Origin of the sequence: Burkholderia thailandensis E264 (assembly GCF_000012365.1) — a bacterium.
In the GTDB taxonomy this organism is placed as follows: domain Bacteria; phylum Pseudomonadota; class Gammaproteobacteria; order Burkholderiales; family Burkholderiaceae; genus Burkholderia; species Burkholderia thailandensis.
The window spans coordinates 2,115,747-2,133,410 of record NC_007651.1 but is presented as its reverse complement, the minus strand read 5'-3'; the positions used below and the strand labels follow the sequence as shown (position 1 = coordinate 2,133,410).

General features: G+C 67.9%; 18 protein-coding genes. 6 read left to right on the top strand and 12 right to left on the bottom strand.

Features of this window, described 5'->3' with window-relative positions; genetic code table 11:
• Positions 1 to 314 precede the first annotated feature (314 nt).
• The 5 genes from BTH_RS21855 to BTH_RS21825 all read left to right on the top strand — a co-directional run bounded on the left by BTH_RS21855 (position 315) and on the right by BTH_RS21825 (position 7,105).
• Positions 315 to 1,400, top strand: coding sequence for a hypothetical protein (locus BTH_RS21855; protein ID WP_025369276.1), 1,086 nt, complete (start codon positions 315 to 317; stop codon positions 1,398 to 1,400).
• 15 nt (positions 1,401 to 1,415) lie between these two features.
• Positions 1,416 to 3,110: a single-stranded-DNA-specific exonuclease RecJ gene (gene recJ / locus BTH_RS21850; RefSeq protein ID WP_009909025.1), complete on the top strand. Its 1,695-nt coding sequence runs from the start codon at positions 1,416 to 1,418 to the stop codon at positions 3,108 to 3,110.
• Positions 3,111 to 3,413: 303 nt separating this feature from the next.
• Positions 3,414 to 4,442, top strand: coding sequence for a peptide chain release factor 2 (gene prfB / locus BTH_RS21835; RefSeq protein WP_080554852.1), 1,029 nt, complete (start codon positions 3,414 to 3,416; stop codon positions 4,440 to 4,442).
• Between the two features lie 72 nt (positions 4,443 to 4,514).
• Positions 4,515 to 6,041 (top strand): lysine--tRNA ligase, encoded by a 1,527-nt coding sequence (gene lysS, locus BTH_RS21830; RefSeq protein WP_009890173.1) that lies wholly within the window; start codon positions 4,515 to 4,517, stop codon positions 6,039 to 6,041.
• Between the two features lie 335 nt (positions 6,042 to 6,376).
• Positions 6,377 to 7,105 carry a glycine zipper 2TM domain-containing protein gene (locus BTH_RS21825; RefSeq protein ID WP_009890172.1) on the top strand — a complete coding sequence of 243 codons (729 nt, stop codon included), beginning with the start codon at positions 6,377 to 6,379 and terminating at the stop codon, positions 7,103 to 7,105.
• Positions 7,106 to 7,352: 247 nt separating this feature from the next.
• Here the strand turns inward: BTH_RS21825 and iscX are convergent, their stop codons facing one another.
• The 12 genes from iscX to BTH_RS21765 form a co-directional block, all read right to left on the bottom strand.
• Positions 7,353 to 7,562: a Fe-S cluster assembly protein IscX gene (gene iscX, locus BTH_RS21820; RefSeq protein ID WP_009890171.1), complete on the bottom strand. Its 210-nt coding sequence runs from the start codon at positions 7,560 to 7,562 to the stop codon at positions 7,353 to 7,355.
• 18 nt (positions 7,563 to 7,580) lie between these two features.
• Positions 7,581 to 7,922 (bottom strand): ISC system 2Fe-2S type ferredoxin, encoded by a 342-nt coding sequence (fdx, locus tag BTH_RS21815; protein ID WP_009890170.1) that lies wholly within the window; start codon positions 7,920 to 7,922, stop codon positions 7,581 to 7,583.
• A gap of 92 nt (positions 7,923 to 8,014) precedes the next feature.
• Positions 8,015 to 9,883: a Fe-S protein assembly chaperone HscA gene (gene hscA / locus BTH_RS21810; RefSeq protein ID WP_009890168.1), complete on the bottom strand. Its 1,869-nt coding sequence runs from the start codon at positions 9,881 to 9,883 to the stop codon at positions 8,015 to 8,017.
• A gap of 57 nt (positions 9,884 to 9,940) precedes the next feature.
• A complete protein-coding gene (hscB, locus tag BTH_RS21805; RefSeq protein ID WP_009890167.1) occupies positions 9,941 to 10,468 on the bottom strand; it encodes a Fe-S protein assembly co-chaperone HscB in 528 nt (175 codons plus the stop codon).
• A 115-nt stretch (positions 10,469 to 10,583) separates the two neighbouring features.
• Entirely contained in the window at positions 10,584 to 10,907 is a 324-nt protein-coding gene (gene iscA, locus BTH_RS21800) for an iron-sulfur cluster assembly protein IscA (protein WP_004191333.1), read from the bottom strand.
• Positions 10,908 to 10,989: 82 nt separating this feature from the next.
• Positions 10,990 to 11,397: a Fe-S cluster assembly scaffold IscU gene (iscU, locus tag BTH_RS21795; RefSeq protein WP_009890166.1), complete on the bottom strand. Its 408-nt coding sequence runs from the start codon at positions 11,395 to 11,397 to the stop codon at positions 10,990 to 10,992.
• A gap of 65 nt (positions 11,398 to 11,462) precedes the next feature.
• Positions 11,463 to 12,686, bottom strand: coding sequence for an IscS subfamily cysteine desulfurase (locus tag BTH_RS21790; RefSeq protein WP_009890165.1), 1,224 nt, complete (start codon positions 12,684 to 12,686; stop codon positions 11,463 to 11,465).
• Positions 12,687 to 12,763: 77 nt separating this feature from the next.
• A complete protein-coding gene (iscR, locus tag BTH_RS21785) occupies positions 12,764 to 13,303 on the bottom strand; it encodes a Fe-S cluster assembly transcriptional regulator IscR (protein WP_009890164.1) in 540 nt (179 codons plus the stop codon).
• 101 nt (positions 13,304 to 13,404) lie between these two features.
• Positions 13,405 to 13,884 carry a low molecular weight protein-tyrosine-phosphatase gene (locus BTH_RS21780; RefSeq protein ID WP_009890163.1) on the bottom strand — a complete coding sequence of 160 codons (480 nt, stop codon included), beginning with the start codon at positions 13,882 to 13,884 and terminating at the stop codon, positions 13,405 to 13,407.
• 91 nt (positions 13,885 to 13,975) lie between these two features.
• Positions 13,976 to 14,185 carry a hypothetical protein gene (locus BTH_RS21775; RefSeq protein WP_009890162.1) on the bottom strand — a complete coding sequence of 70 codons (210 nt, stop codon included), beginning with the start codon at positions 14,183 to 14,185 and terminating at the stop codon, positions 13,976 to 13,978.
• Positions 14,186 to 14,365: 180 nt separating this feature from the next.
• Complete coding sequence (locus tag BTH_RS21770; protein WP_009890161.1) at positions 14,366 to 15,805, bottom strand: lactate utilization protein B; 1,440 nt, start codon at positions 15,803 to 15,805, stop codon at positions 14,366 to 14,368.
• A 97-nt stretch (positions 15,806 to 15,902) separates the two neighbouring features.
• Positions 15,903 to 16,625 (bottom strand): (Fe-S)-binding protein, encoded by a 723-nt coding sequence (locus BTH_RS21765; protein WP_009890160.1) that lies wholly within the window; start codon positions 16,623 to 16,625, stop codon positions 15,903 to 15,905.
• 182 nt (positions 16,626 to 16,807) lie between these two features.
• Here BTH_RS21765 and BTH_RS21760 point away from each other — a divergent pair, with 182 nt between their 5' ends.
• The gene (locus tag BTH_RS21760) at positions 16,808 to 17,620 is read left to right on the top strand and encodes an IclR family transcriptional regulator (RefSeq protein WP_009890159.1); all 813 of its coding nucleotides are present in this window, start codon (positions 16,808 to 16,810) and stop codon (positions 17,618 to 17,620) included.
• Positions 17,621 to 17,664 lie beyond the last annotated feature (44 nt).

The window sequence follows — 17,664 nt, the reverse complement described above, 5'->3', positions numbered from 1 at the left end:
GGACGCCGCGCGCTGCGCGAATCCGCGCGCCGCAAGCCGGGCCGACCCGGTTACGCGCGCAGTGTGCCACACAATGCTTAATCGGCCCTGAAAACGCTCCGGATCGGCGATACGCGCGCCGCACGAGTTCGGGCGACGCGCGCCGCATCGCTGCGCGCCCGGTCGACTCCGCGCTCACGCGAGCGGCGCGGCGCGCGCGACACCGACACCGACACCGACACCGATCGGCAATTTTACCAACGCGCGCCGCGCATCCGGTGCGTGGCGCGACGTCGGCGACCGACATTGCCGTTTGGCCTACAATGCGCACCATCATGCGTGCCCAACGTCTTCATTTCCTCGTGCCCTTCGCGCTGCCTTCGGCCGCCGACGCCGCGTCTTCCCTTCACACGCTCGACAGTCCCGCGCTCGCGAAGCTCGTCGCCCGCGCGCGGCTCGTCGAGCACACGGTCGGGGAGGATTTTCAGCGCACGCTGCCGCACGAGCGCTGGCTCGCGCGCCGGTTCGGCGCGATCGCCGGCGACGCCGACGACGCGCCGCTCGCGCCGTACATGCTCATGGCCGACGGCGGCACGCCCGGCGGCGACACATGGGCGTGCGTCGAGCCCGTGCACGTGCGGATCGCAACCGATCATCTCGTGCTGATCGATCCCGCGTCGCTCGAGATCGGCGACGACGAAGCCGCCGCGCTTCTCGACACCGCCCGCCCGTTGATCGAGGCGCTCGGCGTGAAGGTGCAGGCGCCGCACGCGTCGCGCTGGTATCTGTCGAGCCCGCAGCTCGCCGGACTCGCGGGCGCCCCGCCGCTGCGCGCGAGCGGCCGCAATATCGAGATCTGGCTGCCGCACGAGACGCGAACGGGCGAGCGCTCGCGCGCGTGGATGAAGCTGCAGAACGAGGTGCAGATGGCGTGGTTCCGGCATCCCGTCAACGAGGCGCGCGAAGCGCGCGGCTACCCGGCGATCAATTCGATCTGGTTCCACGCGCAAGGCGCGATGCGGCCCGTGACGAGCCCGTTCGCGCGCGTGCTGTCGCCCGCGCCCGGCGCGCGCGGGCTCGCGCTCGCCGCGGGCGCGGCCGCGGGCGAGCCGCCCGCGGCGTTCGCCGCGCTCGACGCCCGCGCGCCCGGCGCCCCATCGCAGCCGGACGGCGCGACGCTCGTCGAGCTCGACGCGCTGACGACGCCGTTCATCGAGCAGGACTGGGCGCGCTGGCACGACGCGCTCGCCGCGCTCGAACGCGACTGGTTCGCGCCCGCGCTCGGCGCGCTCGCGCGAGGGCGCATCGGCGAGCTCGCGCTCACGCTGTGCGGCGACACGAGCGCCGCGACGCTCGCCGCGACGCGCGGCGAGCTGCGCAAGTTCTGGCGCCGCCGCGCGCTTGCCTCCCTGTTCGAATAACGACAACCGTTTCGCATGACCCGCATCGTCACCCGCCCAGCTGTCCCCGCCGCGCTCGACGCGCTCGCCCGCCACGGGCTGCATCCCGTGCTCGCCCGCCTGTACGCGGCGCGCGGAATCGCGTCGCCCGCCGACGTCGAAACCGCGCTGTCGCGCCTCGTGCCGCCCGCGCAGCTCAAAGGCTGCGCGGACGCCGCCGCGCTCCTCGCCGATGCGCTCGAAGCCGGCCGCAAGATGCTCGTCGTCGCCGATTACGACTGCGACGGCGCGACCGCCTGCGCGGTCGCCGTGCGCGGCTTGCGGATGTTCGGCGCGAAGATCGACTACCTCGTGCCGAACCGCTTCGAATACGGCTACGGGCTCACGCCCGAGATCGTCGAGCTCGCGGCCGCGAGAAAGCCCGATCTGCTGATCACCGTCGACAACGGAATCGCGAGCGTCGACGGCGTCGCAGCCGCGAACGCGCGCGGCATCGACGTGCTCGTCACCGATCACCACCTGCCCGGCGACACGCTGCCCGCCGCACGCGCGATCGTCAATCCGAACCAGCCCGGCTGCGCGTTCCCGAGCAAGCACATCGCGGGCGTCGGCGTGATGTTCTACGTGCTGCTCGCGCTGCGCGCCGAGCTGCGCGCGCGCGGCGCGTTCGGCGACGCCCGCCCCGAGCCGCGGCTCGACGGCCTCCTCGACCTCGTCGCGCTCGGCACGGTGGCCGACGTCGTGCGCCTCGACGGCAACAATCGCGTGCTCGTCGCGCAGGGCCTGCAGCGGATTCGCAACGGACGGATGCAGCCCGGCGTCGCCGCGCTCTTTCGCGCGGCCGCGCGCGACGCGCGCAGCGCATCGGGCTTCGATCTCGGCTTCGGCCTCGGCCCGCGCCTGAACGCGGCGGGCCGCCTGTCGGACATGTCGCTCGGCATCGAATGCCTGACGACGGACGACGTCGGCCGCGCATGGGAGCTCGCGCAGCAGCTCGACGCGATGAACCGCGAGCGGCGCGAGATCGAGGCCGGCATGCAGCAGCAGGCGCTCGCCGATCTCGCATCGGTCGATCCCGCCGAAGCGGCGACGATCACGCTCTTCAACCCCGAGTGGCACCAGGGCGTGATCGGGATCGTCGCGGGCCGGCTGAAGGAGCGCTTCCATCGGCCGGCGTTCACGTTCGCGCACGCGGACGGCAGCGGCGCGCGCGTGAAGGGCTCCGGCCGCTCGATTCCCGGTTTTCATCTGCGCGACGCGATCGACCTGATCTCGAAGCGCGAGCCCGATCTGATCGTCACGTTCGGCGGCCACGCGATGGCGGCGGGCGTCACGCTCGACACCGGGAACGTGCCGCGCTTTGCCGCCGCGTTCGAGGCGGTCGCGCGCGAATGGCTGTCCGACGACGCGCTCGCGCGCGTGATCGAGACGGACGGCGATCTCGAGGATGCGTACTTCACGCCGCAGGTCGTCGAGCTGCTCGATGCGGCCGTCTGGGGCCAGGGCTTCCCGGCGCCCCTTTTCTCCGGCGAATTCGACGTGGCGTCGCAGGCGCTCGTCAAGGACAAGCACCTGAAGCTGCAATTGATGCGCGGCCGCCAGCGCTTCAACGCGATCTGGTTCAACCACGCGGAGCCGCTGCCCGCGCGCGCGACGCTCGCGTTCCGGCTCGCGAGCGATACGTGGAACGGGACGACACGCGTGCAACTGATCGTCGAGCACGCCGCATAACGCGCGCGGCCCCGTCGGCCGCCTCGTTGCCGCGCGCCGATCCGCCCCGGATGACTGGCGAGCCGCCTCCATCCCGCGGCGGCGGCGCGCCCGCCGCGCCGCCGCAACCCGAATCCACGCGCCTCGCGCCGCGCCGCATGCGGCCGCCCGCCCGCAACCGCACCGGCCGGGGTCCCCGATCAGCTATAATTTCCCCTTTTCACGAAGCGTCAAAAGCGAACAAGATCATGGAAGCGGAACGTCTGAACGCGATCGAAAGCTCCCTCGCGGACCTGCGCCGGCGCGCGGGCGAGCTACGGGGGTATCTTTGACTACGACGTCAAGTCCGAACGTCTAGCCGAAGTCAACAAGCAGCTCGAAGATCCGAACGTCTGGAACGACTCGAAGAACGCCCAGGCGCTCGGCCGCGAAAAGAAGTCGCTCGAGGGTGTCGTCACGACGCTCACCGAGCTCGACAACGACCTGCGCGACGCGCAGGATCTGTTCGACCTTGCTCGCGAGGAAAACGACGAGGACACGCTCGTCGCGACCGAATCCGACGCGGCGAAGCTCGAGGCGCGCGTCGCCGACATCGAATTCCGCCGGATGTTCTCGAACCCGGCCGATCCGAACAACTGCTTCATCGACATCCAGGCGGGCGCGGGCGGCACCGAGGCGTGCGACTGGGCGTCGATGCTGCTGCGCCAGTACCTGCGCTACTGCGAGCGCAAGGGCTTCAAGGCCGAAGTGCTCGAAGAGTCCGACGGCGACGTCGCCGGCATCAAGAACGCGACGATCAAGGTGTCGGGCGATTACGCGTACGGCTACCTGCGCACCGAAACGGGCATTCACCGCCTCGTGCGCAAGTCGCCGTTCGATTCGTCGGGCGGCCGCCACACGTCGTTCTCGTCGGTGTTCGTGTATCCGGAGATCGACGACTCGATCGAAGTCGAGATCAACCCGGCCGACCTTCGCATCGACACCTACCGCGCGTCGGGCGCGGGCGGTCAGCACATCAACAAGACCGATTCGGCCGTGCGGATCACGCACATGCCGACGGGCATCGTCGTCCAGTGCCAGAACGACCGCTCGCAGCACCGCAACCGCGCGGAAGCGATGGCGATGCTGAAGTCGCGCCTCTTCGAAGCCGAGCTGCGCAAGCGCCAGGCCGAGCAGGACAAGCTCGAATCGAGCAAGACCGACGTGGGCTGGGGCCACCAGATCCGCTCGTACGTGCTCGACCAGAGCCGCGTGAAGGATCTGCGCACGAACGTCGAAATGAGCAACACGAAGGCCGTCCTCGACGGCGACCTCGACGACTTCATCAGCGCGAGCCTCAAACAGGGCGTGTAAGCGCCCCTCGCGCGGGCGCGGCGCCAAGCCGGCCCGCGCCCCGCTGCCGCATCACCCTCGAACCCGACCATCATGACCGAACCGATCCAACCGCAGGCCGCTGTCGCAGCGGACGAAAACCAGATCGTCGCGGAACGCCGCGACAAGCTGCGCGCGCTGCGCGACCAAGGCATCGCCTATCCGAACGACTTCCAGCCGACGCACCACGCGGCCGATCTGCAGACCGCATACGCGGACGCCGACAAGGAAGCGCTCGAGGCGAAGTCGCTCGAGGTCGCGATCGCCGGCCGGATGATGCTCAAGCGCGTGATGGGCAAGGCGAGCTTCGCGACGGTGCAGGACGGCTCGGGTCAGATCCAGTTCTTCGTGACGCCCGCCGACGTCGGCGCGGAAACGTACGATGCGTTCAAGAAGTGGGACCTGGGCGACATCGTCGCCGCGCGCGGCGTGCTGTTTCGCACGAACAAGGGCGAGCTGTCGGTGAAGTGCACGCAGCTGCGGCTGCTCGCGAAGGCGCTGCGCCCGCTGCCCGACAAGTTCCACGGCCTCGCTGACCAGGAAACGCGCTATCGCCAGCGCTACGTCGACCTGATCGTCACGCCCGAGACGCGCACGACGTTTCGCGCGCGCACGAAGGCGATCGCGTCGATCCGCAAGTTCATGGGCGACGCCGATTTCATGGAAGTCGAGACGCCGATGCTGCACCCGATCCCGGGCGGCGCGGCCGCGAAGCCGTTCGTCACGCATCACAACGCGCTCGACATGGAAATGTTCCTGCGCATCGCGCCCGAGCTGTACCTGAAGCGCCTCATCGTCGGCGGCTTCGAGCGCGTGTTCGAGATCAACCGGAATTTCCGCAACGAGGGCGTGTCGCCGCGCCACAATCCGGAATTCACGATGATGGAGTTCTACGCCGCGTACACCGACTACCGCTGGCTGATGGACTTCACCGAGCGGCTGATCCGCCAGGCGGCCGTGGACGCGCTCGGCACCGCGACGATCCAGTACCAGGGCCGCGAGCTCGATCTCGCGCAACCGTTTCATCGCCTGACGATCACGCAGGCGATCCAGAAGTACGCGCCCAGCTACACGGATGGCCAACTGTCGGACGACGCGTTCCTGCGCAGCGAACTGAAGCGCCTCGGCGTCGACGTCACGCAGCCCGCGTTCCTGAACGCCGGCATCGGCGCGCTGCAGCTCGCCCTCTTCGAGGAAACCGCGGAAGCGCAACTGTGGGAGCCGACCTTCATCATCGACTACCCGATCGAAGTGTCGCCGCTCGCGCGCGAATCGGACACGGTGGCCGGCATCACCGAGCGTTTCGAGCTCTTCATCACCGGCCGCGAAATCGCGAACGGGTTCTCGGAGCTGAACGATCCCGAAGACCAGGCCGCGCGCTTCAAGAAGCAGGTCGAACAGAAGGACGCGGGCGACGAGGAAGCGATGTTCTTCGATGCGGACTACATCCGCGCGCTCGAATACGGGATGCCTCCGACAGGCGGCTGCGGGATCGGCATCGACCGTCTCGTGATGCTGCTGACCGACAGCCCGACGATCCGCGACGTGCTGCTGTTCCCGCACCTGCGTCGCGAGGACTGACGCCACGCAAACCGCCCTCCGCGCCCGCCCTTCGTTCGCTTGGGTTCGCCTCGGCCCGCTTTCGCCGGGCGGCGCGCGATGGAGAACGGCGGCGGGCGGCGGCCAGCCCCGTCTGCTTTGTAACCACCCGTAAATCCCGGCCGCCGCGCCGCCCCTTTCTTCCGTCCCCTTCTTCACGCCGCCTTTGCGCCGCTTGCGCGGGCGGGCGTTTGACAGTGTTTGACACGCAAGTTTGCGCAGCGAATCGTTACAACTTGAAACGGCGCGCCCAGGGTGTTTGATCGACACTAGCTCCAGAAAATAACGCACCACCATGTGCGCCAGGAGAGTCGAAAATGGACAACCAGAACACCACCACGCAACAACGTCAGCGCCTCCATCCGCTCGTCGCGACGGCGGCGGGCGCCGTCATCGTCGCGAGCCTCGCGGCGACGGCGGCCATCACCGGCGTGTTCCCGAAAGCGAGCAGCACCGACGCGCAAAACCCGCAGACGCAGGCCGCGCTGATCGCATCGCAGCCGGCCGTCGACACGGCCGCCGCGGCAAGCGCCGCGCTCGCCGCGCAAGCCGCGCAGCAACAGGCTGCCCAGCAGCAACCGCGGGCGGTCGCGCAAGCCGCGCCGAAGCCGGCCTCGCATCAAACGACGCGCCATCATCACAAGACATCCGCGGCACCGCAGCCGCCGCAATATGCGCAACAGCCGTATCCGCAACAGCAGCAATCGACGTACTGCGCGAGCTGCGGCACCGTTGCCTCGATCGTGCCGGTGCGCACGGCGGGCACGAGTTCCGGGATCGGCGCGATCGGCGGCGCGGCCGCGGGCGGCCTCGTCGGCAACCAGTTCGGCCGCGGCAACGGCCGCACCGCGATGACGATCCTGGGCGCGCTGGGCGGCGGTCTCGCCGGCAACGTAGTCGAGAAGCAGGTTCGCAGCGAAACGGATTATCAGGTCCAGGTGCAGATGCAGGACGGCTCGACGCGCACGTTCACGTACCGCAACCCGCCGCCGTTCGGCCAAGGCCAGCGCGTGCGCGTGGAGAACGGCACGCTCGTCGGCGCGTGACGTCGAGCGCGCGGCGTGACGGCCGCGCGCACCCTTCGCCGCTCCGGCCGAGGCGACGCTTCGCCCGCCCTCCCGTCGGAGACAAAAAAACGGCCCGTGATTGCCTCACGGGCCGTTTTTCCTTGAATCTTCTTCGAATGCTTGCGGGAAATTGCGCGTCGCCGCGCCGCCGCCGCATCGTCGCGCACGCACGACCGCGGCGTGTGATCGAATCTCGCCGCGCAACGCGCGCTAGCGTCGCGCCGCGTCAATCCTCGTCGTCGAAGTCCGATTCGTCGATCCAGTGCGCCTGGATCGCCTCGAGGATCTTTTCGCCCGAATGGCCCGGATCGTCGTCGAAGCCGTCGAGATCGAGCACCCACTGGCGCAGTTCGGTGAAGCGGATCGTCTTCGGGTCGACGTCCGGATGCTTGTCCGCGAGCGCGATCGCGATCTCGCGGGAATCGGTCCATTTCATCGTCGAACCTCCTCGCCGTCAGTGATTTTCCTTCGCGTGGTTGATCGAGTACTTCGGAATCTCGACGACCAGATCCACGCCTTCCTTCACGATCGCCTGGCACGAAAGGCGCGATGTCGGCTCGAGGCCCCACGCCTTGTCGAGCAGATCGTCCTCGTCCTCCTCGGACGGCTCGAGCGCGTTGAAGCCCTCGCGGATGATCACGTGGCACGTCGTGCACGCGCACGACTTCTCGCACGCATGCTCGATCTCGACGCCATTGTCGAGCAGGTTGTCGCAGATGCTCTTGCCGGGCACGGCGTCGATCACCGCGCCGTCCGGGCACAATTCGACGTGCGGCAGTACTACGAGTTGAGGCATGTTCGTTCCGTTCGTTCAGCCAGTGCGCGGCTCGCCGCCGCGCCGTCCATCGCCGCGCCGGCGGCCAGCCGGCCGCACGGCGCGGTTCGTATTCAGATCTCGTCGAGCTTGCGGCCGGCGAGCGCGCGCTTGATGCTCTTGTTCATCCTGCGTGCGGCGAATTCATCGGTGCCCTCGGCGAGCGCCTTCGTCGCCGCGTCGATCGCGTTCGCGTCGTCGCCCGGCGCGAGCGCGCGCAGCGACGCGACAAGCGCCTCGACCGTCGCGCGCTCGCTTGCGTCGAGCAGATCGCCGTCGGCGGCAAGCGCCGCCTCCGTCGCCTCGACGAGGCGCTGCGCCTCGACCTGCGCCTCGCGCAGCGCGCGCGCGCGCATGTCGACTTCGGCCGTCTTGAAGCTGTCTTCGAGCATCCGCGCGATGTCGTCGTCGCCGAGGCCGTACGACGGCTTCACGACGACCGACGCCTCGACGCCCGAATGCTGCTCGCGCGCGAACACCGACAGCAGGCCGTCGGCGTCGACCTGATAGGTCACGCGAATCCGCGCGGCGCCCGCCGCCATCGGCGGAATGCCGCGCAGCTCGAAGCGCGCGAGCGACCGGCAATCGGATACGAGCTCGCGCTCGCCCTGCACGACATGGATCGCCATCGCCGTCTGGCCGTCCTTGAACGTCGTGAATTCCTGCGCGCGCGCGACGGGAATCGTCGAATTGCGCGGAATGATCTTCTCGACGAGGCCGCCCATCGTCTCGACGCCGAGCGACAGCGGGATCACGTCGAGCAGCAGCCAGTCGTCGCCGCCGCTGCGGTTGCCCGCGAGCAGATCCGCCTGGATCGCCGCGCCGAGCGCGACGACCTGATCCGGATCGAGGTTGACGAGCGGGGGCTGACCGAAGTATTTCTCGACCGCGTCGCGGATCACCGGCATGCGCGTCGCGCCGCCGACGAGCACGACGCCCTTGATGTCGGCCGCGCTCACCCGCGCGTCGCGCAGCGCCTTGCGGGTCGGCGCGAGCGTGCGTTGCACGAGCGGCTCGACGAGCGCGGCGAACGTATCGCGCGTGATCGTCTGCACGAGCTTCTCGCCCGTCGACAGCTTCACGTCGAGCTGCGCCTGCTGCGCGGCCGACAGCGCCTCCTTCACGCCGCGCACGCGATCGAGCAGCAGGCGCACGTCCTCGGGCGCGAGCGCAGCCGCGTCGAGCCCCGCCTGCACGAGCACGTGCGCGAACAGCAGATGATCGAAATCGTCGCCGCCGAGCGCGGAATCGCCGCCCGCCGCGAGCACTTCGAACACGCCCTTCGTGAGCTTCAGGATCGACAGATCGAACGTGCCGCCGCCGAGGTCGTAGACCGCGTAGAGGCCCTCCGCGCCGTTGTCGAGCCCGTACGCGATCGCGGCCGCGGTCGGCTCGTTCAACAGGCGCAGCACGTTCAGGCCCGCGAGCCGCGCGGCGTCCTTCGTCGCCTGACGCTGCGCATCGTCGAAATACGCGGGCACCGTGATCACCGCGCCGACGAGGTCGTCGCCGAGCGTATCCTCCGCACGTTGCCGCAGCGTCGCGAGAATTTCCGCCGATACCTCGACCGGGCTCTTCACGCCGTCGACCGTGCGGATCTGCACCATGCCGGGCGCATCGACGAATTCGTACGGCGCGTTCGCCGCACCTTCGACTTCCGCCTTGCCGCGCCCCATGAAGCGCTTGACCGACACGATCGTGTTGCGCGGATCGATCGCGGCCTCTTCCTTGGCGGCATGGCCGATCCGGCGGCCGCCCTTCTCCAGATAGCGGACGACGGACGGCAGCAGCACGCGGCCCGTATCGTCGGGCAACGCTTCCGGAATGCTGTTGCGCACCGCCGCGACGAGCGAATTCGTCGTGCCGAGGTCGATGCCGACGGCGAGGCGCCGCTGATGCGGCGCGGGCGCCATGCCGGGTTCGGAAATTTGCAGTAAAGCCATTTCTTGTGTTCGATGAGGGCCGAAGCCCCGCTTGCATCGCGTGCGTAAAGCGCGCGGTTAATGTTCGAGGCGCTCGATCTGAGCGCCGATCTCGGCCGATACGCGCTCGACGAACATCAGTTGCCGCACGGCCTCGGCGGCGCCCTGGTCCGAGCCGCTATCGAGCAGCGAACCCAGCTTCGCAAGGCGCGCGCGCCGTTCGTCGCGCAATTCGTCGAGGAGCGCGTCGAGCTCGCCGACGTTCTTCGCGGCCGCCGCATCCTCGATGCGCTCGCGCCACTCCATCTGCTGCATCAGGAACGCCGGCTCCATCGCCGTGTTGTTCTCCGCGCCAACATCGACGCCGCGCAGGTGCAGCAGGTACGTCGCCCGCTTGAGCGGATCGCGCAGCGTCTGGTACGCCTCGTTCGCGCGCGTCGCCCATTGCATCGCGACGCGCTTTTGCGCATCGCCCGCCGCGGCGAAGCGGTCCGGGTGCACCTGCGACTGCACGGCGCGGTACGCGGCGTCGAGCGTGGGCTCGTCGAGCGCGAACTGCGCCGGCAAATGAAAGAGTTCGAAGTGGCTGTCCTTCAGCGAAACCATCGCGTAGTCGCTCTCGCGCTCAACTCGTTGTCGACTGCGGCACGACGTCGACCGAAGTGCCGCCCATTAAAAAGGCGGCCCGCGCCGCCTCTTGCCCGCCTCGCGCGGAGCGCCGTCACACGCGGAACGATTCGCCGCAGCCGCACTCGTCCTTCACGTTGGGATTGTTGAACTTGAACCCCTCGTTCAACCCCTCGCGCGCGAAGTCGAGCTCCGTGCCGTCGATGTACGCCAGGCTTTTCGGGTCGACGAAGACTTTCACGCCATGGCTTTCGAACATCTGATCCTCAGGCGTGAGCTCATCGACGTACTCGAGCTTGTACGCGAGGCCCGAGCAGCCGGTCGTGCGCACGCCGAGCCGCAGGCCCAGCCCCTTGCCGCGCCGCGTCAGATACTTCTGCACATGTTGCGCAGCCTTTTCGGTCAGTGTGATAGCCATAGTGTCCTTCTTCGCACGAAGCCGGCTTCGTGCGTCATGCGTCCAAACCCAAACCCGCCGTCCGTCGAACCCGCCACGCCGCTTACGCGGCGGCCTTGCCGTCTTCGGCCGTTTCGTGGCGCTTCTTGTAGTCGGCCACGGCCGCCTTGATCGCGTCTTCCGCGAGGATCGAGCAGTGGATCTTCACGGGCGGCAGCGCGAGTTCCTCGGCGATCTGCGTGTTCTTGATCGCGAGCGCCTCGTCGAGCGTCTTGCCCTTCACCCACTCGGTGACGAGCGAGCTCGACGCGATCGCCGACCCGCAACCGTAGGTCTTGAACTTCGCGTCTTCGATCACGCCGTTCTCGCCGACGCGGATCTGCAGCTTCATCACGTCGCCGCACGCGGGCGCGCCGACCATGCCGGTGCCCACCGCGTCGTCGTCCTTCGCGAACGAGCCGACGTTACGCGGATTTTCGTAGTGATCCAGAACCTTGTTGCTGTATGACATGACTCAAACTCCTTGCTTCGTTTCGTCTGCGCGGCGCTCAGTCGCCCGCGAAAAATCCGCTGCGCTCAGTGCGCCGCCCATTCGATCGTCGACAGATCGATGCCGTCCTGATGCATCTCCCAAAGCGGCGACAGGTCGCGCAGCTTCGCGATCTTGCTCTTCAGCAGGTCGATCACGTAGTCGACTTCCTGCTCCGTCGTGAAACGGCCGACCGTGAAGCGGATCGAGCTGTGCGCGAGCTCGTCGTTGCGGCCGAGCGCGCGCAGCACGTACGACGGCTCGAGCGAAGCCGACGTGCACGCGGAGCCCGACGACACCGCGACGTCCTTGATCGCCATGATCAGCGATTCGCCTTCGACAAAATTGAAGCTGATGTTCAGGTTGTGCGGAATCCGGTGCTCGAGATCGCCGTTCACGTAGGTTTCGTCGATTTCCGACAGGCCGCGCAGCAGCTTGTCGCGCAGCATCCGGATGCGCTCGTTCTCGGTCGCCATCTCTTCGCGCGCGATCCGGAACGCCTCGCCCATGCCGACGATCTGGTGCGTCGGCAGCGTGCCCGAGCGCATCCCGCGCTCGTGGCCGCCGCCATGCATCTGCGCCTCGATGCGCACGCGCGGCTTGCGGCGCACGTACAGCGCGCCGATGCCCTTCGGGCCGTAGGTCTTGTGCGCGGAGAACGACATCAGGTCGACCTTCAGCTTCGCGAGGTCGATCTCGACCTTGCCCGTCGCCTGCGCGGCGTCGACGTGGAAGATGATGCCCTTCTCGCGGCAGATCGCGCCGATCGCCTCGATGTCCTGGATCACGCCGATCTCGTTGTTCACGTGCATCACCGATGCAAGGATCGTGTCCGGGCGCAGCGCGGCCTTGAACACGTCGAGATCGACGAGGCCGTTGTCCTTCACGTCGAGATAGGTCACCTCGAAGCCTTCGCGCTCGAGCTCGCGGCAGGTGTCGAGCACCGCCTTGTGCTCGGTCTTCACGGTGACGATGTGCTTGCCCTTGCCCTGATAGAAGTGCGCGGCGCCCTTGATCGCAAGGTTGTCGGACTCCGTCGCGCCGGACGTCCAGATGATTTCGCGCGGATCGGCGTTGACGAGGGCGGCCACCTGCTCGCGCGCCTCTTCGACCGCGCGCTCCGCGTCCCAGCCGTATGCGTGGCTGCGCGACGCCGGGTTGCCGAACTGCTCGCGCAGATACGGCACCATCTTGTCGACCACGCGCGGATCGACGGGCGTCGTCGCGCTGTAGTCCATGTAGATGGGCAGGTGGGGGATCTCGTTGTTCATCTATCGCTCCGGGTATGCGTTCAGTGCGGGGACTATTCGTTATGCGCGTTGTGCGGGCCGCGTTCAGTGCGCGGCGCTCATGAGCTCGCGATGTTGAAGACCGAATTCGGGCCGAGCGGAATCGAGCGCACCGGCTCGACGCTCGCCGCGACGGGCTCGGGCTTGCGCTTGTCGCGCAGCACGGCGGGCGTGCCTTCGCGGGCGCGCTGCTGATCGACGAGATCCTGCAGCGACACCGAATCGAGGTATTCGACCATCTTCTGGTTCAGCGTCGACCAGAGCTCGTGCGTCATGCAATGGCCGTCGGGCTGCTTCGAGCCTTCGCACGTGCCCTTGCCGCCGCATTGGGTCGCATCGAGCGGCTCGTCGACCGCGATGATGATGTCGGCGACCGTCACGTCCTGCGCACGGCGCGCGAGGTTGTAGCCGCCGCCCGGTCCGCGGACCGATTCGACGATTTCATGCCGGCGCAGCTTGCCGAACAATTGCTCGAGGTAGGAGAGCGAAATCCGCTGGCGCTGGCTGATGCCTGCAAGCGTCACCGGGCCTTGCTCCTGGCGCAGCGCCAAGTCGATCATCGCCGTGACGGCGAAACGGCCTTTGGTGGTGAGTCTCATGGTATTGAATGGGCAGCAATCTTGACGATTTTGGTCAAGTATAAATATTTGACAAATTTAGTCAAGTATCCCTGCCACTAAAAGGGGTTGTATGCGGCGCTTCAGCGTGCCGTTTCGCGCAGGCTTTCGAGGAGGCCGCGGCACGCGTCCTCGCACTGATCGAGCACCTGTTCGAAACCACGCGCGCCGCCGAAATACGGATCGGCGATTTCGCCCGCCGATCCGTCGCCCGCGTACGCCATCAGGAGCCGGATCTTGCCCCGATATTGCGGCGGGCAGCGCTTGCGCAACTCCGCAAGATTGGCGCAATCCATCGCGAGCACGAGATCGAAGCGTTCGAAATCGGCGTCGCCGATCTGCCGCGCCCGCAACGTCGACAGATCGTAGCCCCGCGCACGCGCCGCTTGCTGCGCGCGTGCGTCGGGCGCCTCGCCGACATGCCAGTCGCCCGTGCCGGCCGAATCGATCTCGATCACGGCGTCAAGCCCCGCTGCCGCCACCTGATGACGCATCACCCCTTCCGCGGTGGGCGAGCGGCAGATGTTGCCGAGGCAGACGAAACAGATCGCGACGCTTTTCATTGTGCTGCCGGACACTCGCGGCGAATCGCTCGGACGAGCAACGCGCCATTATACAAAGGCGCGCCGATTCCCGCTTGCGCCGGATTCAGCTTCACAGCGCCTTCGGACCGGCGAGCGGCGCGACGCGCGATGCGGCGGGCAGCGGCTGCGACGTATCGTCGACGAGCCCGTACGACACCGCGCGCGCGAGTTCGGCCGACGCGTCGCGCGTGCCCGCCGGAGCGCGCTGCGGCGCGGCTTCGGACAGATACAGGTATGCGGCGGCGGCGAGCGGCACGACGATCGCAAGCGGCCAGTACATCGATATTGTCTTTCTCATGATGCGACCTCTCTCGGCTGGTGCATCGGGCATTCCCCAATGCTGATGTCGAGATTCTATAGACCGCACCTATCGGGATAAATCCACGAATAGCGAACGCAGTGTTGTCGCCCGATGAACAGTCGCGGCGCGACGCGTACGCCGCGCGTGCGCGCCATCGGATCAGCGCTTGGAAGACGGATCGAGATGCGTGCGCGATGCCGCGTACAGCTCACGGAAAGTCCGGCCCGCGGGCGCCGGGATGTCGCGCGTATCGGTCCAGCCCCGCGCGAACGGCAAGCGTCCGAGCGTGCCCGCCACGCCGCCCGCCGTGCCGCCCGCGCGCTCGAGCGCACGGGCCGCGAGCTTCGTCGCGAGCGCGTACAGCGCCGGCCGCCGCGCGAAGAAGCCCCAAGCGGCGAGCGCCGCACGCTCGCGCCACGGCCGCAGGCGCCGCTCGACCTGCTTCTCGCGCAGCTTGCGCAGCAAGCCGGAAATCGGGATTCCGACCGGGCAGACACTGTCGCACTCGCCGCAGAGCGTCGCCGCCTGCGGCAAGTCGAGCGCACGGCCGAGCCCGACATAGCTCGGCGTCAGCACCGAGCCCATCGGCCCCGGATACACCCAGCCGTACGCGTGCCCGCCGACTTTCTGGTACACCGGGCAATGGTTCATGCACGCGCCACAGCGGATGCAGCGGAGCATCTCCTGGAATTCGCCGCCAATGAGCCCGCTGCGGCCGCCGTCGACGAGCACGACGTACGAATGCTCGGGGCCGTCCTCGTCGCCGTCGCCGCGCACGCCGGTCAACAGCGAGAAATAGTTCGAAGTCTTCTGCCCGGTCGCCGAGCGCGGCAACAGGCGCATCGCGGTCGCGAGATCCTCGAGCGTCGGCAGCACTTTCTCGATCCCCGTCACCGCCACGTGCACGCGCGGCAGCACCGTGCACATCCCTTCGTTGCCCTCGTTCGTCACGAGCGCGACGGAGCCCGTCTCGGCGATCACGAAATTGCCGCCCGTCACGCCCATGTCCGCCGACAGGAAATGCGGACGCAGCACCTCGCGGGCCTCGCGGGTCATCTCCGGAATCTCGGTGAGACGCGGCCGCCCGTGCGTCTTCGCGAACAGCTCGGCCACCTCCTCCTTGTCCCGGTGCAGCACGGGCGCAATGATGTGGCTCGGCGGCTCATTGCCGTTGATCTGCAGGATGTATTCGCCGAGATCCGTCTCGATCGACTGTACGCCGAGCTGGCCGAGCACCGCGTTGAGATTCGCTTCCTCGGTCACCATCGATTTCGTCTTGATGACCTTCTTCACGTCGTGCCGGCGCGCGATGTCCGCGACGAGCTTCGCCGCATCGTCGGTCGTCTGCGCGTACAGCACGGTCGTCCCGCGCCGCGCCGCCTCGCGCTCGAACATCTCGAGCCACACGTCGAGCCGCTCGAGCGCTCGGTTGCGGCGCGCCTTCAACTCGGCGCGCGTCGCGACGAAATCGATCTGCGTGACGGCCTCGGCGCGACCCGACACGAATTTCGTCGATAGCCGCCTGAGGTTTTCCTGCAGGCGCGCATCGGCGAGCTTCTCGCCGGCGCGCGCCTTGAAATGCATCGATTGAACTTGCATGGCGGTTCGTGGGGTTCGTGAATCTCGTCGTGGTTTCGTATCGGCGATCGGCAGCGCTCGACGCGGCAGGCGCGGCAGATCGTCCGGGGAGAGACGCTCAGACGTCGCCCGCGAGCACCTGCGCGACATGCAGCACGCGCGTGTCGCGGTCGCCCATGCGGCGTAGCCGCCCCTCGATGTTCAGCATGCAGCCGAGATCGCCGAGCACGACCGCGCCTGCGCCCGTCGCGCGCACGTTCGCGCACTTCTCGTCGACGATCGCGGTCGAAATGTTGCCGTACTTCACCGCGAACGTGCCGCCGAAGCCGCAGCAGTGCTCGCAGTCTTTCATCTCGTCGACGGCGACGCCGCGCTGCGCGAGCAGCGCGCGCGGCTGCGCCTTCACGCCGAGCTCGCGCAGTCCGGAGCACGAATCGTGGTACGTGACGGGCCCCTTGAATTCGCCCGGCTCGAGCGTCACCCGTGCGACGTTGACGAGGAAGTCGGTCAGCTCGTAGACCTTCGTGCGCAGACGCCCGTAGCGCGCCATCAATTCGGGATCGTCGCGGAAGAGATCGCCGTAATGCACCCGGATCATCCCGCCGCACGAGCCCGACGGCACGACGACGTAGTCGAGCGCCTCGAACTCGTCGAGCGTCTTTTCGGCGAGATCGCGCGCGAGCGCGCGCTCGCCCGAGTTGTACGCGGGCTGGCCGCAGCAGGTCTGCGTGGGCGGCACGACGACTTCGCAGCCCGCCTGCTTCAGCAGCTTGAGCGCCGAAAAGCCGATCTCGGGCCGCATCAGGTCGACGACGCACGTGACGAACAATCCGACTCGCATAGGCGCTCCTTCGAGAAAACGAAGCTCATTATCCGCCGTTCGCGCGGCGACACCAACGCCATCGCGCAAAGACATGCCGCGGGCGACGCCGAACGAGGACTTCCTCGAACACCGTTCGCTTTTTTCACGATACGAGATACAATCGTCGCATTGGTATTTGATGCGGCAACCGATTTCCCACGATGAGCAACCCGAACCCGGATTCCAAAACGTCGATCCAGGTGATCGAACGGATGATGCGGCTCCTCGATGCGCTCGCCGCGCACAGCGACCCGGTCAGCCTGAAGGAGCTCGCGCAGCGCACCGAGCTGCATCCGTCCACCGCGCACCGGATCTTGAACGACATGGTGACCTGCCGCCTCGTCGACCGGTCCGATCCCGGCACGTATCGGCTCGGCATGCGCCTGCTCGAGCTCGGCAACCTCGTGAAGGCGCGCCTGTCGGTGCGGGACGCGGCGCTGATGCCGATGCGCGAGCTGCACCGGCTGACGGGGCAGACCGTGAACCTGTCGGTGCGCCAGGGCGACGAAATCGTCTACATCGAGCGCGCGTACTCGGAGCGCTCCGGGATGCAGGTCGTGCGCGCGATCGGCGGCCGCGCGCCGCTGCACCTGACCTCGGTCGGCAAGCTGTTCCTCGCGGCCGACGAGACGTCGCGGGTGCGCGCGTACGCGACGCGCACGGGCCTTGCCGGCCATACGCAGAACAGCATCACCGACCTGCCGAAGCTCGAGCGCGAATTGACGCTCGTGCGCCAGCAAGCATGCGCGCGCGACAACGAGGAACTGGAGCTGGGCGTGCGCTGCATCGCAGCCGGCATCTATGACGATTCGGGCAAGCTGGTCGCGGGGCTGTCTCTGTCCGCGCCCGCCGACCGGCTGCAGGATGCGTGGCTCGGCCAGTTGAGCCGCACGGCGCTCACGATCTCCGAATCGCTCGGCTATCGTCCGGAAACCGCGAAGGAAATCGACGCGCCGGCGCAAAAGCAGGCGTAGTAGGCGCGCTTGCGTCTGCCGGCCGCCTTCCGCGGTCGGCGCGA

What these genes read in the sequence shown, in the direction of transcription:
- BTH_RS21855 (WP_025369276.1), top strand. Translation starts at nt 315, where the DNA reads ATGCGTGCCCAACGTCTTCATTTCCTCGTGCCCTTCGCGCTGCCTTCG.
- recJ (WP_009909025.1), top strand. Translation starts at nt 1,416, where the DNA reads ATGACCCGCATCGTCACCCGCCCAGCTGTCCCCGCCGCGCTCGACGCG.
- lysS (WP_009890173.1), top strand. Translation starts at nt 4,515, where the DNA reads ATGACCGAACCGATCCAACCGCAGGCCGCTGTCGCAGCGGACGAAAAC.
- BTH_RS21825 (WP_009890172.1), top strand. Translation starts at nt 6,377, where the DNA reads ATGGACAACCAGAACACCACCACGCAACAACGTCAGCGCCTCCATCCG.
- iscX (WP_009890171.1), bottom strand. Translation starts at nt 7,562, where the DNA reads ATGAAATGGACCGATTCCCGCGAGATCGCGATCGCGCTCGCGGACAAG.
- fdx (WP_009890170.1), bottom strand. Translation starts at nt 7,922, where the DNA reads ATGCCTCAACTCGTAGTACTGCCGCACGTCGAATTGTGCCCGGACGGC.
- hscA (WP_009890168.1), bottom strand. Translation starts at nt 9,883, where the DNA reads ATGGCTTTACTGCAAATTTCCGAACCCGGCATGGCGCCCGCGCCGCAT.
- hscB (WP_009890167.1), bottom strand. Translation starts at nt 10,468, where the DNA reads ATGGTTTCGCTGAAGGACAGCCACTTCGAACTCTTTCATTTGCCGGCG.
- iscA (WP_004191333.1), bottom strand. Translation starts at nt 10,907, where the DNA reads ATGGCTATCACACTGACCGAAAAGGCTGCGCAACATGTGCAGAAGTAT.
- iscU (WP_009890166.1), bottom strand. Translation starts at nt 11,397, where the DNA reads ATGTCATACAGCAACAAGGTTCTGGATCACTACGAAAATCCGCGTAAC.
- BTH_RS21790 (WP_009890165.1), bottom strand. Translation starts at nt 12,686, where the DNA reads ATGAACAACGAGATCCCCCACCTGCCCATCTACATGGACTACAGCGCG.
- iscR (WP_009890164.1), bottom strand. Translation starts at nt 13,303, where the DNA reads ATGAGACTCACCACCAAAGGCCGTTTCGCCGTCACGGCGATGATCGAC.
- BTH_RS21780 (WP_009890163.1), bottom strand. Translation starts at nt 13,884, where the DNA reads ATGAAAAGCGTCGCGATCTGTTTCGTCTGCCTCGGCAACATCTGCCGC.
- BTH_RS21775 (WP_009890162.1), bottom strand. Translation starts at nt 14,185, where the DNA reads ATGTACTGGCCGCTTGCGATCGTCGTGCCGCTCGCCGCCGCCGCATAC.
- BTH_RS21770 (WP_009890161.1), bottom strand. Translation starts at nt 15,805, where the DNA reads ATGCAAGTTCAATCGATGCATTTCAAGGCGCGCGCCGGCGAGAAGCTC.
- BTH_RS21765 (WP_009890160.1), bottom strand. Translation starts at nt 16,625, where the DNA reads ATGCGAGTCGGATTGTTCGTCACGTGCGTCGTCGACCTGATGCGGCCC.
- BTH_RS21760 (WP_009890159.1), top strand. Translation starts at nt 16,808, where the DNA reads ATGAGCAACCCGAACCCGGATTCCAAAACGTCGATCCAGGTGATCGAA.